Raw genomic sequence first — 14,708 nt, 5'->3', positions numbered from 1 at the left:
ATACAATTCATCCTCGTGATCGTGACCATAGCGTCACGGCTTATTCATTCAACCATTCACGGTTATGCGGTTCTTATCTAATCTCTGCACCTTAAGCTGCAATCTAAGCGCATTCGCAACAACAAGCACGGAGCTTGCCGCCATGCCGATGCAAGCGATGCGTGGATCCAAATAACCACATGCAGCCAATGGCACGGTAATGGCGTTATACAGCAGAGCAAATAGCAAATTCTGATGAACATTCCGCATCGTTTGGCGGCTCCATGTATACGCATCGATTATGTTGAAAAGCTTGTTTCCGATCAGCACGATGTCGCCGGCCTGTTTAGCCGCATCCGCTCCCCCGCCCATCGCCATGCCGACATCTGCCACAGCCAGCGCAGCTGCATCGTTTATGCCATCGCCAATCATGGCAACGGAACGTCCTTGATGTTGAAGCTCGCGAATGAACGCCAGCTTGTCTTCAGGAAGCATGCCTGCACGCATCTGATCGATCCCTGCCGCGGCCGCCACCGCCACGGCGGCCTGTTCCTCATCTCCGGTTACCATCCACACATCGGCTCTTCGCTTTAACTCCTGTACAATCTTCCGGGCATCTTTTCTTAGCTTGTCAATCAATACAAGCGATCCGATGCACTTCCAGTTCACGGCGACATAAAGCCTTGTAAAGCCAGGTTGATCTGGTGGAATTTCCAGTTGTATGCCCTGCTCCAGCAGCCATTTCCGATTTCCCACGCATATGTGCTCTCCTTTGACATAGCCTTCCATTCCTTTCCCAACCCGCTCTTGGAATTTTTGTGCTTCCAAAAGTGGGGAATGTTTGTCTTGGGCGGCTCGTACGATGGCTTGTGCTAACGGGTGAGCGGACCGAGAAGCCAGCGCTGCCGACATGGATAGCGCGTAGGCAGCGTTGCTGCCGTTCGCAGTGTGAATCGCTGTGAGTTGAGGTCTTCCTTCCGTCAACGTGCCTGTCTTATCCAACAATACAACATCGGTTCTACGCAACCCCTCTAGAGACCGGCCGTCTTTGAATAGAACGCCTCTTTGGGCAGACGATCCGGTTGCGATCAGGATGGATACCGGCGTAGCCAAACCAAGCGCACAGGGACAGGCGATCAGTAAAACAGACAGCGCGTGGCGCATCGCCGTTTCGGATGCATCGGGAGCCTGGGAAAACCAGAGCCATCCCGCATAAGTAAGTGCAGCACAACCGATCATCACGGGAACAAATATCCCCGCTATACGGTCAACGGCTAACTGAATGGCCGGTTTCCCCTGTTGTGCAGACTCGATAAGCCCAATCATTTGAGATAGACGGGTTTCGCCATGATTCTTATCAACCACGATGTCCAAACGCCCGACCAGACAACGCGTTCCGGCGTAAACTCGATCCCTCATGCCCTTGGCCACCGCTGTGCTTTCACCTGTCAGCATAGATTCATCGGCATCCGCCGATCCAGACTGAACAAAGCCGTCAATGGAAATCCATTCTCCATGGTTCACTCGGATCCGGTCCCCGATCTGCACTTGATCCGCAGAAATCCATTCTTCCCCATGACTGCGGACGACTCGAACCCGTTTAACCTGAAGCTCATATAATGCACTAAGTTGTTTCAACGCTCTACCCTTGGCCATGGTCTCAAGCCACTTGCCCAGGAGTACCGCTGTCATCACCATCGCAATCGTATCAAAATAAAGCGTTGGATGCGCTAGACTGTGCCTGGATTCAAACATGACATAGTGGCTGTAGAAATAAGCCACTGAGGTGCTTAACGCAACAAGGGTATCCATGTTTGCTGTACGATGGATCATAGCCTGGTAAGCTCCGTAATAGAAAGGAAATCCGACGCCAAACTGAAGCAACGTAGCGAGCACCCATTGAAATACAGGCTCCATCAGCAAATCCGGCGTCCATTGTGCAGGCCAATCGGCAACATGGGCCATCATCGCCCATAGGAGTGGGACTGATAAACCAGCGGCGATGATGAACCGAATGCGATAAGCCCCCGTCTCCGCCTCGATCCCTGCCTGCGGATGCGACAGCCTGTCGATCGCTCCATAGCCAAGCTTTTCGATTTTCTCCAAGATCGTGTCTAATCCAATCTGCGTCGGTTCATAATGAATCGTGGCTTGAGATAAGGCGAGGCTGACACGGGCAGATTGAACGCCTTCCACTTTCCGAAGAACTTTTTCGATCCGGGCTGCACAAGCTGTGCAAGTCATGCCCGTCACATGGATTTGATGCAGCTTCACAACGGTTCCTCCCCACTCTCTGCTTATTTCTGCTTTCGCTTGTCCATACATTGTATGAAAATACGCGTAACATCAGAATGGTTAAGAAGAGCCATCTATCGCGGTTTTTGCCTGAAAGCAATGCGCAGTAATCATAAAAGCCCCGTAGCGGAGAGGACGAATCGATTCCGGACAAGCGACAGCGATGGGAGGAACGATTCGTACATGGAGCATCTTCTAACAGCAAGAAGGGGGCCTTCCGCAAGATCTAAGATCTTTTAGGACAGCCCCTTCATACGCGTAGATATTCTTGTTCTTATAACATCATCAATTTGTAAGATTATATTTAGTCGATGATCGCCGGGATGATGTGTTCTTTAATTAGTGTCCATCGATCCCGAGGATTGACGGTAAATGCCGATGCAATGGCGATAACCAAGTCTTTTTGGGGAATGCAGCAAATGATATTGCCGCCATCGCCTACTGCCGAGAATGCAGATACCCCATCCTCGTCCCGCAGCCACCACAGATATCCATAATGGTTAGAATTCATTGCCGTTGATTGGTCAATCCATGCCCCCGATATAATCGGTTGATTGTCCCATGTGCCGCGGTTCAGATAAAGAAAGCCAAAACGAGCCATATCTCGAGGACATAACGTAAGCCCCCACCCTCCAGTAGAGTTACCGGCCGGGTCTTTGACCCATCCCCTGACGTCTTTTCCGAATAAATCATCAAATCCGAATGAGCTCATGTCATAATCCGGAATTTCGTTCATGCCGATTGGTTTAAACAAGTGTTCGTTAGCAAACGCGCGTGCGCTTGTTCCCGTGCTCCGAGTTATGATCGCTGAAAGGAGATGCACCCCTGCAGTAGAATACTTAAATGCTCCCAGGCTTCCACCGATGCCCAGCATATCCAGCGTATAATGTACCCAATCTGATTGCATGCACAGTTTGTCCAAGGGTTCGTGCCAGTCCTCAAATGGATAAGGAGCGGTCATCGTGAGAAGATGGCGTATCGTAATTTCTTGTTTTAATCGATGGGCAGTCTCTTGTTCATATTCAGGAAAAAAATCCAGCACCTTCTGATCTACATGTTGAATATAACCTGCATCTATAGCAATGCCTATAAGTGCGGAAATGATACTTTTCGTAACCGATGCAACGTGGTGCCTATCCTCCGGACCATATCCATGATCATATTTTTCATACACGATAGCTCCATTTCTAACCATGACAATACCATTCATTTCGGGATATTCGGTTTTGATCAATGAATCCAGCCCAGATAGCTTGTCAGCGTCTATTCCCATGGTCGCCGGGGCTAGGGTATGCCATGCTGTCGTCGGCCAGTAGTTTCTTTTCATTATAAATACCTCGCAGAATTCGTTATTCAAGCCATATGGTATATGTACAACATCCTTATTTCTTCGCCACGGGAAAATACACCTCGGTAACCATTTCCTCGGCAGTCAATGCCTGATACGGGTCGGTTACATATACTTCATAGGGTGATTGAGTCAATGCATATCCTTCATTCTCTACCCATTCTCTCAGCTTGGCATATACCGATGTCAAATTAGAATAAGCCCCCTTTAAAACAGATCTCGCACAAAGGCCCCCGCACAAATCTCTCGTTCCCTTTACAGCCTCCTTGATCGGGAGGGCAAACTCTGTGTCATTGCCTGTAGGATTAAATTCCGGGCTGTGATATATCGTCATGGGCGTTCCAACCAAGGTGAGTTTCTCCCTAGCAATCTTTTCATATAACCTGCTGTAATACCTGCCGTATCCTAAAGCATAGTCATCACTGCTCATCATCTGACGCATGTAAAGGATATTCATAGACCCCGTTTCAACAAGCTGTACTTCAATATCATCCAGGTATGACATCAGGTGTATACCCTGCTCCAGATTCAAGATATCCTGGTTCATTTGCTTTAGGGTATATTCATATGCGTTTAACTTCTCATGAATTTCCCGACGTTTGCGATTAAGGGCTAGGCGAAGCTTCTCTTCGGATTGATCCGCTTCACCTTCCAGAATCTCTTTGATTTCTTCAAGCGAAAAATGATAGGACTTCAAACGGTTGATATAGAGCATTGTCTTTAATTGACTGATGGAATAATAGCGATAACCGTTTTCCGGATTGATCTGATCCGGATGAATTAACCCGATTTCATCGTAATATCGAAGCGTCTTTGTAGATACTTCGCATATTTTGGAGAATTCTCCGATCGACAGCAAAGGTGCACCTCTTTTCTGGTTTCGGATCTTGGTTCAAGATCACTATACACCTTGCCCTAAGGGCAAAGTCTACAGCAAATTATGAGGAGGGGTTGGGTCTGCCAGTCCCACTATAAATGAGGAGTACCTTCCGGAATTGTACCGGTGTTAAGCCAATGTTCCACTACCCGATTAAACAGCGCCGGATCGGCAAGCGGTATGCCGTGCCCAACACCGGGAAAGATGATCCCGTCAGAGCTTTCGCTCAGCTGCACGAGATCCTCAGCCGATTTCTTAACACTGCCTCTCTCCTTCTCCCCAACCGTCACCAATAGCTTCGTTGTTGATTCTTGAATCCTTGGAGAGATTGAATAGGACATATTCTCCTTCAGCACCGAAACCAATAGCTCCCGCTTCATACGCAGAGTTTCCGTGTAATACTGTTCAAAATCAACCTCATTCACGTACAGCGCGCTTGCCTGCCATCTGGAAAACCATCTGTATCTTGTTAACGGGAAGCTTAATCGAACAGAAGGTTCAATCAGCTTAAGCGCTGCCGGCATCGGCCTCAGCAATGCGCTGTTTACAATGGCATAATCAATAAGGTGGGGTCGTTGACATATCATCTCCACGAGAATTTGTGCCCCTAGTGAAAAGCCGAAAACAACAATCTCTCGTCCGTCAGCTTTAGTTGATACCAGCTCGTTAAGTTGCTCCGCGGTGCGGCTTATGGAAAAAGGCGGTCTGCCGGGGCTGCGCCCATGTCCGGGCAAGTCAGGAATCAGGCAGAAGCTGTCTTCAAAATAGGTAAGCTGTTTGTTCCACATCCAGCCGCTCACACCACCGCCATGTAAAAATACGATCATCCTTGCTGCTTGCTTGTTTCCGCTCTCCTTGATGTATAGATTCAGTCTCCTCATCCCCTGTCATATATATGTTTATACCATTATGAAATAAGATGTATATATAATGATAGATTTATGTCTGATATAACTATAATAATTATACTTTAATTTAATCGAAAGTATAAAACAATGTGATTTCTTCTCAGATATTCAATCTCCCTAGACCAAAGTCGAGGCCCGGCTCCTTCCAAAGAGCCAGCTGAAACTCATTCTGCGGACCGTTCTTCCTTCTACCTCCATCGACTACCATTAAGTGGAAATGTAATATGATTGACAAGGAGAGGAACCCATGAAGCCAAATAAACAAAGCAAATCTAGAACCATTCGTGTACTGGCAGCCTCCGTGCTGTGCGCTAGCCTGCTGGCTTTCCCTGCCGATATCTTTGCCGATACGGCAAAACCCGCCTCAGGTACAATCGCAACACAGCATGCGGGAACACCGATACTGAGCTCCAAAGAAGTCAAGGCGTTCACCGATGCCTATTTTGCCAAGCCTCATGTTTCAGACATGCTGGCTGGTGCGCTTGTTGTGATTGTAAAAGACGACAAGGTGCTGCTGAATACGGGCTACGGCTATGCCGACCTTGAATCCAAGAAAAAGATTGATCCTGATCGAACCTTGTTCCGCATGGCCTCGATATCCAAATCGATAACCGCGACGGCGATCATGCAACTGGTAGAGGAGGGAAAAATCGACCTGAAGCAAGACATAACCGATTATATGCCAGATGTTAAAATCACCAACAACACCGGGACGCCCGTCACCGTTGAGCATTTATTGACCCATACGACAGGCTTTGACTATACGGACAGCTCCTCGGTTCCGCCGCATATCGTTCAGAAGGGCGAGGTTCCGCTCGCCGACTTTATCCGGTTCAATGCGCCAGCTGTGGTTCGCACGCCCGGGGAGGTTTACCGGTATGATAATCTGGCCTCCTCCATGCAGGGCTACATTGTTGAGCTGGTATCAGGGGAACCGTTTGAGGATTATGTAAAAAAGCATATTTTCACCCCGCTAAAAATGGAACACGCTGCATTTCGGATGGATGATGAAATCATCGCGAACCTTGCCACAGGCTACAATGCCGAACGTCATCCGTATAAGCCATATCCGAACATACCTACTATCGCGCCGGAAGGCGGCATGTTTGCCAGCGGTACCGATATGGCCAATTTCATTACCGCCCACCTAAACAAAGGCCAGTTTGGATCTTCCCGCATCCTGAAGGAAGAAACGATGCGCTTGATGCATCAGACGCATTATGATGCAGCCGGCCTTCCGTTGATGTCATACGGTTTCGAGTCGTTTATGCACAGCAGCCACAACGGCCAAACCCTGATTGGCAAAGGTGGCGATTTGGATGGCTATCATTCCTGGCTTTGGCTCCTTCCCGACCAGAATGTCGGAGCCATGATTGTTGTTAACAGTGACGCGAGCACATCGATCCGAGCCGAATTTTTCACCGCATTCATGGATCATTTTTATCCGAAGAAACAGGTTCAGAAGAATGACTTCCTGCTCAATCAGGAGCAGCTCAAGAAATTCGAGGGCATATTCAGGAGCTTAAGAACACCGATTATCGCCACACAGGTGAAGGCTGGCCAAGGTGAGTTATTGGTCTTGGATGCATTGGGCGAACATAAACTCACGCCGGTGGGTCCGCTGCGATTCGTGGATGAGAACGGTACGCCGGCCGCCTTCAAGGAAGATGATAACGGCAATGTGGCGTATATGTATTACACGGCGATAGACAGCATGTCCGAGAAGCTCGAGGAGCCTGCTGCTTACAACGACGTCCCGGAAGGGAGTCCTTATGCCAAGGATATCTACTTTGTTCAGTCCCTCAAGGCTTTTGACGAGAATGAGCAATCCAGCTTCCGACCGAATGAACCGATCACGCGGGCAGAGTTTGTCAGTGCGATCAGCCGACTAGCCGGGATGAAGCCTAGCGAAGGCACGAATTCATTTAAGGATATGCAAGGGCACCCACTCGCTGGTTATGTGCAGAATGTCGCGGACATGGGGGGCGTCACAGGCACGCCGACCCAGAACTTTGAACCCGATCAGCCAATCACGCGCCAAGAGGCTGCTGCTATAATATGGCGTGTGGCACACAACGCGCTTGGCGCCAAGGCGGTTCCAGCTAAACTCAGCTCAAAACCGGCTGCCTGGGCAGATGAGGCCGTACAGTTCATGGTCGGATCCGGGATGCATGGACCCGAGGTGACAAAAGACGCAAACGGGGCCGTGGATTACCGGCCGTCCGATAAACTTCTGCGTAAGGAAGCTGCCGCCATTTATGCCAGACTGATTCAACAGGCTTTTGGTTTTTAATGAAGAAGGGGCCGTCGCCAAAGTAGATTTAGTTGCTTGACGTACAGCTCTCATAAACAAAAATGTGTCAAATAAAGCCATGGCGGTGCTCAGGATGTTATTCCCACACCGCTATGGCTTCTGTATTGACCATTGGCCGCCTTCTTTTTCTCCAGTACGTCTTTCATACCCTCGGAACGAAAGCGATTGATGGTGCGGAAATCCGGACGTTGTCTCCCGGAAATCCACATGAACATGAACATGATTTACCAAAGAACGGTTTCTTGCTCAGAACCATTCCAAAGAAATGCGGGGGCAACAGCGATTGGAGGAACGATTCGTACATGGAGCGTCTTCTAACAGCAAGAAGGGGGCCTCCCGCAAGATCTAAGATCTTTTGGGACGGCCCCTTCTCGTCATTTCATTAAATCTATTGTGATCTGATTTATTCCAGCTTGAAGTTTCCAGAGCCTGTGCGAACCTTCAGCACTGCGTCGCCGCTGCCAAACGTTCCCATCAGCCTGCCTTCGTCTTTTACCTCATATCGTATTCCGTCCCACTGTATGTTCCCATTACCGGACTTTCCTTGATAATCAACTTCCAGAGAGGAAGGTTCTTGAACCAGATCGATGGTCACGTTCCCGCTTCCAGCTTGCAGGTCGGTATCATAGATTAACCGCTCCGACTCCAGGCGTATGTTTCCAGAGCCCGCCTTTCCTTGGACGGCCGACTCCCCGTCCTTCAGTTCAACATAGCCGCTTCCATTTTTAAAGTTCAGCGTTGTGGCATGATAGCGTTCCGCCGATATATTTCCAGATCCTGACTCTAACGCTAACGACTCGGCTTCAATCTCTTTAGCCTTCAGATTACCGCTGCTCGTATGCACCGTCAGCGAGCCGGCCTTCACATCCTGAACATTAACATTTCCGCTGCTTGCCTTGATCGTGACCTCATCTCCATGCATACTACCGATCTCGAGATTGCCGCTTCCACTTTCAATGTTTGCAGCTGTCCACTGCTTTTCCGGTAACTCCACCGATAAATCGATATCCAGTATACGTATGCCAAACTGAATACCGTCAGGAACATCGACCCCGATCACCAGCGTATCGCCGTTTGGCTCGACCTTCAATTTCACTTGGTCTACATTTTTCGAGCTTACCTTTCCGTTCAGTCGAACCTTAATCTCGTCTGAATTTCCCTTAGTGACTTCAATGTCAGTGCTTCCAGTCTGTAGGGTCAAATCCCGAAAATCATCAGCGGCCACTATTTTCTCTTCATTAATTTTCTTGGTGTCAAAGGAAAATCCGAATTGAACATTCGAAAAAATGTTCATCGGGTTCATCGTAAAGAGCAGCAGCAGTACGCCGGCCACTACGATCAATATACCTGTTTTCTTTTGCATAACGTGTTCCCATTCCTTCCGTCATCCCTTTTTGTCTCTCTTCTGCCGAATCCTGAAGTCTTATTCAGTATAGCATCCATTTAGAGACTTGAGGATTGGTCCCGCGAATGAGATGGGAACCTCGACCTAAGTCCAGTATCGCTCACCTGCGGATTGGAACGCAAAAACAGCCAGTCCGTACCCGGCTGGCTGTTCTCGTCTCTACCCCAACGCCACATCAAGAATCATCATCAATACGAAACCGAACATTAAACTCATGGACGCTAAATCCTTGTTGCCTTTTTCTTGTGAGCTTGGAATGACCTCTTCGGCTACAACGAAAATCATAGCACCGGCCGCAAAACTCAATGCATAAGGCAGCATGGGTTCTATAAAGGCGACGGCTACTGCGCCGATTACCGCGGCAACCGGTTCCACCATACCCGAGAACTGTCCATAGAAAAAGCTCTTTCGCTGAGACATTCCGTCGCCTCGTAGGGGCATGGAAACTGCAACGCCCTCCGGGAAGTTTTGAATGCCGATTCCCAGGGCCAGCGTCAGAGCGCCTACCAGCGATGCTTCAGTCCCTCCATTAGCAAGCGCGCCAAATGCGATCCCGACCGCTAACCCTTCCGGAATGTTGTGAAGGGTAATGGCGAGTACCAGTAGAGTACTCCGTTTTCTGACTTTTGGATTATATCCTTCCGCTCCTCCAATCGGAGAATTGGGATGTAGATGGGGTAATACCTTATCGATTCCCCATATAAAGATTCCGCCTAATAAAAATCCGAAGGCAGCCGGAAACCAGTTCCCGATCGCATTGCCTTCTGACATCTCGATGGCTGGAGCCAATAAGGACCAGTAACTGGCCGCAATCATGACACCCCCAGCAAAACCCAACATACTATCCAGCAGGCGCTGGTTCAATGTTTTTGTAAAAAAAACAACAGCCGCCCCTAACGCCGTCATTCCCCAAGTAAACAAGGTGGCTAGTAATGCTTGGATAATGGGATTAAAATTCATAAAAAAATCTACCATTAAACAAGGACTCCTTTTATGAAAATAATATGATACAGCTAATATCTCCTAATGTAGGCCTTACATACATTACCGATTATCCAGAGAGTGCTCTAGAGTTTATGTACCCGTGAGAGTTCATTCTAATGCGGTCAGTGCAAATTATTATATATCATAATATGCAATTATGTTAGTATCGAAATAGTGGGTAGGTCCAACTCTTTTTGGATTCCTGCATGATGTAACCGAAAGCTGGACGATCCCACTATTCTCCGACAGCTATGAAAACAACGGGGTTTGAACAAGGACGGCTCGTATGAAAATAAATAAGGTACAATAACAATTAAATGTATTGTGCGTTATGGTTTTGTTCATGAGGTCCGCCATAATCCTATAACTGGACGATACCCTGTTCGACCGCGACAGCGACTGCTTGGGATCTGGAATTCACTCCAAGTTTGTTATAAATGTTCGTCAAATGAGCTTTGACTGTACGCTCGGATATCCCCATATCGCCGGCTATTTCTTTGCTTCGATAACCGAGCGCAATGGCCCGTAGAACGATTCGCTCTTTCTCGGAGAGCACCGTTTGATCTGAAGACGAATCAAGTGCATCTTCGCGTTTGTTCCTTGCAGCGAATACTCTTGCCATAATTTCAGGCTGCAGTAGCGTGTCGCCGCGAACCGCGGACTCTATCGTGCGGAATAAATGATCTCTGCCGGTATCTTTCAAGAGATATCCTTTGGCCCCCAATTCCAGTCCGCTTATCATCAGTTCATCTTCATTATATGTCGTCAATATAACGACAGGGATGTCGATGTTCCTTTTATTTAATTCCTCCATGGTCTCTAATCCGCTCATTTTAGGCATATTTAAGTCCATAAGAATGACGTCCGGTGTTAGCGACTCCAATAATCTCAGGGCCTCCTCACCGTTTTCCGCTTCTCCGAGAACATGAAAATTATCATTCGTCTCAATAATGAATTTTAGCCCTTCCCTTACCACAAGATGGTCATCGGCGATAAGCACGTTATATATCATCAGGGCTCTCTCCCTTCTCATCAGATGTATCAATTTTAATTAAAGTTCCGCGAGGGATGTTGTTGGTTATAATAAGCGATCCTCCCAAGATGCGAACTCGCTCCTTCATGCCGATTAGTCCGTAATGTCCAGACATGGAGCCCTTTTTATTCGAAGTCATGCCTTTCCCATCATCTTTTATTTCAAGATTCATAATCTCGTCCTCTATGCGGATGTATACCCAGACATGACTGGCTTCAGCATGACGGGCAACGTTGGTTAAACATTCGCCTATAATATAAAGTCCATGCTCCATCATCAACTCGGGGATGCTCCCATCCATGCTCATATCAAGAAATACTTGAATGCCGGTCGCATTCTGGAACCTCTCTATTTCGTCTCGAATGGCATCTGAGAAATCGGCCGTCGCGAGCGTTTTTGAACGAAGATTATCAATGGCCAATCTTGCTTCCGATAACGTTTTCTTTGCATGAATCATGGAATGCTGGACGATTTCTTGAGCCCGTTTAGAATTGCCTTTCGTCAAATGTGCGTCGACCGCATCCAGCTGCATGATGAGACCAGCCAGACCTTGCGCCAGCGTATCATGCAAATCCCTGGCCATTCTTTGACGTTCGTTAGCCAATGTCAATTCCTCAACCTTGCGATGCGCACGCTCTAGATCTTCAAGAAAAGTTTGGGTGCGTTTCCGAGCATGAACTTGCTTTAAAAATAAATCGGCAAAAGAAACGAAAATGACGGTCATCATTATGTACAAGATCGACATTAAAATCAACAATTCACATTGTTCCATAATGAAGAAAGTCGATAGGAATAACACATAATAGAAAACGGACAGCATAACCATTTTGATTCTTTGATAGTAGACCCCGACGCTTTGGCCAGTCAACACGGGATACATCCCAAGCAATAACATAAAAGTTGCCTGATCCATAATAAGCGAACATCCCAGAATTATGAGACCTTGAATCATGAAATAAACCCAAGGATATTTTTCAGTAAGAGATGAGAAGTGCCAAATTAATGAGGCGTGGAGCAGCATCAATCCCGAAAAGAAGGTCAAAGAAATAATCGACGGCTCGTGCAGAACCTGTACAATCATGGATATGAAATAAACGAAAAAAACCCATGTCATGCTCGGGACTCTGGCATTAAACATGGCATCGGGTAAGTCGTTATCTCTATTTTTTTGCGACCACCGCTTGAGCTCGTTTCCCGTTCCCATGAGTTCTCCCCTTTCTTTCCCCCTATTATAACAACAATTACAATTTTCAATTGTATTTTCTATTATACCTTTTAGTAAACATGAAAAAATCGTACTTAAGGGCAGAGTCCCTTATGTACGATCGGGCAAAATGTAAAACAGATTTTAGTTTTGAGCTCACGAGGCGATTTCTTTTTTGCTCTTCGGTTCTTTCTCAATGGACTCGCCTTCAACATCGATATTTGGTAATATGCGTCCAAGCCATTTCGGCAGATACCATGCCGAGCGGCCCATGAGGGTCATGACCGCTGGCACGATCGTCAGCCTTACGATAAATGCATCGAACAATATGCCGAAAGCTAATGCCAAACCCATTGATTTAATCATGACATCTTCGACGAAGATAAAACTTGCGAACACGGCAATCATGATGAGACCAGCGGCCGTTACAACGCTGCCGCTATTTTTAAGTCCGGAGAGTACGGCATTTTTCGCATTTCCCGAATGGTTAAATTCTTCGCGCATGCGACTGACCAGAAACACTTCATAATCCATGGCCAAGCCGAATAGTATGCCTGCAGTCAGAATGGGCAAGAAGTTTAATACAGGACCGGCTGCAGGAATATCGAAAAACTTGGCCAGGTTACCGTCCTGAACGACAAAAACGACGAATCCGAGTGTTGCCGTAAGCGTAAGGAGATAACCTAGCACGGCTTTGATCGGAACTAAGACGGACCGGAATACCATCATAAGTAGAATCAAAGCCAGTCCCACAATCAGAGCTGCAAATCTAGGCAAAGCCTCATTTAATTTCTCAGATATATCGATATTCACAGCCGTTGCACCCGTAACCATAACCTCAACTTGATCCTGTTGCTTAATTTTGGCCGCCTTATCGCGGATCGAATGAACCAATTCGGTTGTTTTCTCACTTTTCGGATCGGTTCCAGGGATGATCGTTACCATGGCTACTTTGCCCGTTGCGTTCGAGACCGGCGGAGTTGCCATTGCCACATTCGGCAGCTCGCTTAGATTCTTCCCTACCTTAGCAAATGTCGCTTGCGCGTCATCTATTGACTCTGCTTTAAGAATAATAGCGAGCGGTCCGTTCATACCAGGCCCAAACCCTTCCGCTATCAAATCATAACCGCGGCGTTCCGTTGTTTCGATTGATTTTGAACCTTTATCCGGAAGGCCCGTTTGCAAATGCAGTGCAGGCAGACTTATGGCTCCTAACAGCAAAATGCCTGCAAGTGCGATAGGTAATGGATACTTCGTTATCGTTCGTCCCCACCGATTCGATTGTTCGATGACTTTAGGGGGATCCTGAATGGAAGCCGTTTTCGACTTCGGACGAATCCGTTCACCCGCAAATCCAAGAAGCGCAGGAACGACGAGGACGGAAATTATTACGGCCACAAGTACCGTGAATGCTCCCGCTACGCCCATTACCGTGATGAACGGAATTCCCGTTACGGATAATCCGGCAAGTGCTATAATAACCGTCAATCCGGCGAAAATAACAGCGCTGCCGGCGGTAGCATTTGCATGCGCAATGGACTCCTCAACACCTTTACCTTCCACAAGATTTTGTCTGTATCTCGAAATAATGAATAAGCCATAGTCAATTCCGACGGCTAATCCAAGCATGATGGCAAGTATTAAAGAGAACGACGCCATTTCGATAAAATTGGAAGCAATAATGACGGACATGACGCCTATTCCAAGTCCGATTACGGCTGTTAGTATAGGCAACCCGGCTGCGAGCAAGGATGTGAATGTAATGGCCAGGATCATAAATGCGGCAATAATGCCAATGATCTCGGAGATTCCTCCTATTTCAAGTTCGGAGAGTTCGACGCTTCCTCCGAGTTCAGCCTGTAAGCCCTCTTTACGTGCTTTCTCTACACTTTCCAACACGAGCTCTTTAGATGCATCCGTGACTTGCAAAGCCTCTGATTTGTACGTGATTACCGCATATCCAATCTCTTTTTTATAACTGATTGTACCTGCCTCGTATGGGCTTACGATCGATGCAATCTCAGAGTCTTTAGATATTGACTCAAGCGTCTTGGCGATCATTTTTTGCGTTGATTCCGATTCCAGCGTTTGACCGTCAGGAGCCTTGAAAATTACTTGAATCGTCCCGCCTTCAGTACCTTCTCCTTGCGAAAATTCTTCTTTTAATACTTTCATCGCTTCCTCAGATTTTGTGCCAGGAATGGTCATTTCACCGTTTAAATGGACACCCATGCCGAGACCAACTGAAACGGCGATGATGAGAACCGCTAAACTTCCAGACAAGACCTTCTTTCTGTTTCGAGCAGCTAAAATTCCAAGTTTATACAAAAATGCTGCCAAACGTAATCACCTTCCTCTATT

At 47.4% G+C, this 14,708-nt stretch carries 10 protein-coding genes; 1 reads left to right on the top strand and 9 read right to left on the bottom strand.

Annotated features, from left to right (window positions below):
* Nucleotides 1–48 precede the first annotated feature (48 nt).
* The 4 genes from NYE54_RS15720 to NYE54_RS15705 all read right to left on the bottom strand — a co-directional run bounded on the left by NYE54_RS15720 (nt 49) and on the right by NYE54_RS15705 (nt 5,326).
* Complete coding sequence (locus NYE54_RS15720) at nt 49–2,253, bottom strand: cation-translocating P-type ATPase (RefSeq protein WP_339273056.1); 2,205 nt, start codon at nt 2,251–2,253, stop codon at nt 49–51.
* Nucleotides 2,254–2,578: 325 nt separating this feature from the next.
* On the bottom strand, nt 2,579–3,601 hold the full coding sequence (locus NYE54_RS15715; protein WP_339273055.1) for a serine hydrolase: 1,023 nt from the start codon (nt 3,599–3,601) through the stop codon (nt 2,579–2,581).
* Between the two features lie 55 nt (nt 3,602–3,656).
* Nucleotides 3,657–4,481: a MerR family transcriptional regulator gene (locus tag NYE54_RS15710; RefSeq protein WP_339273053.1), complete on the bottom strand. Its 825-nt coding sequence runs from the start codon at nt 4,479–4,481 to the stop codon at nt 3,657–3,659.
* Nucleotides 4,482–4,591: 110 nt separating this feature from the next.
* The gene (locus tag NYE54_RS15705; protein WP_339273051.1) at nt 4,592–5,326 is read right to left on the bottom strand and encodes an alpha/beta hydrolase; all 735 of its coding nucleotides are present in this window, start codon (nt 5,324–5,326) and stop codon (nt 4,592–4,594) included.
* Nucleotides 5,327–5,654: 328 nt separating this feature from the next.
* Between NYE54_RS15705 and NYE54_RS15700 the strand changes: the two genes are divergently transcribed.
* Nucleotides 5,655–7,700: a serine hydrolase gene (locus tag NYE54_RS15700; RefSeq protein ID WP_339273050.1), complete on the top strand. Its 2,046-nt coding sequence runs from the start codon at nt 5,655–5,657 to the stop codon at nt 7,698–7,700.
* Between the two features lie 424 nt (nt 7,701–8,124).
* On the opposite strand, the gene NYE54_RS15695 is transcribed toward NYE54_RS15700, so the two are convergent.
* The 5 genes from NYE54_RS15695 to NYE54_RS15675 form a co-directional block, all read right to left on the bottom strand.
* Nucleotides 8,125–9,084, bottom strand: a complete 960-nt coding sequence (locus NYE54_RS15695; protein ID WP_339273049.1) for a DUF4097 family beta strand repeat-containing protein — start codon at nt 9,082–9,084, stop codon at nt 8,125–8,127.
* A gap of 201 nt (nt 9,085–9,285) precedes the next feature.
* Complete coding sequence (locus NYE54_RS15690) at nt 9,286–10,101, bottom strand: ZIP family metal transporter (protein WP_339273047.1); 816 nt, start codon at nt 10,099–10,101, stop codon at nt 9,286–9,288.
* A gap of 370 nt (nt 10,102–10,471) precedes the next feature.
* A complete protein-coding gene (locus tag NYE54_RS15685) occupies nt 10,472–11,122 on the bottom strand; it encodes a response regulator transcription factor (protein ID WP_339273045.1) in 651 nt (216 codons plus the stop codon).
* Nucleotides 11,112–12,224, bottom strand: a complete 1,113-nt coding sequence (locus NYE54_RS15680; protein ID WP_339273044.1) for a sensor histidine kinase — start codon at nt 12,222–12,224, stop codon at nt 11,112–11,114. Before NYE54_RS15680 ends, NYE54_RS15685 begins: the two co-directional genes overlap by 11 nt.
* Before the next feature lie 279 nt (nt 12,225–12,503).
* A complete protein-coding gene (locus NYE54_RS15675; protein ID WP_339273043.1) occupies nt 12,504–14,687 on the bottom strand; it encodes an MMPL family transporter in 2,184 nt (727 codons plus the stop codon).
* Nucleotides 14,688–14,708: the final 21 nt, after the last annotated feature.

This window comes from Paenibacillus sp. FSL K6-1330 (genome assembly GCF_037976825.1).
Taxonomy (GTDB): Bacteria; Bacillota; Bacilli; order Paenibacillales; family Paenibacillaceae; genus Paenibacillus_AQ.
Note: the sequence above shows the minus strand (reverse complement) of the source record. Positions and strands in the feature narration are given on the sequence as shown.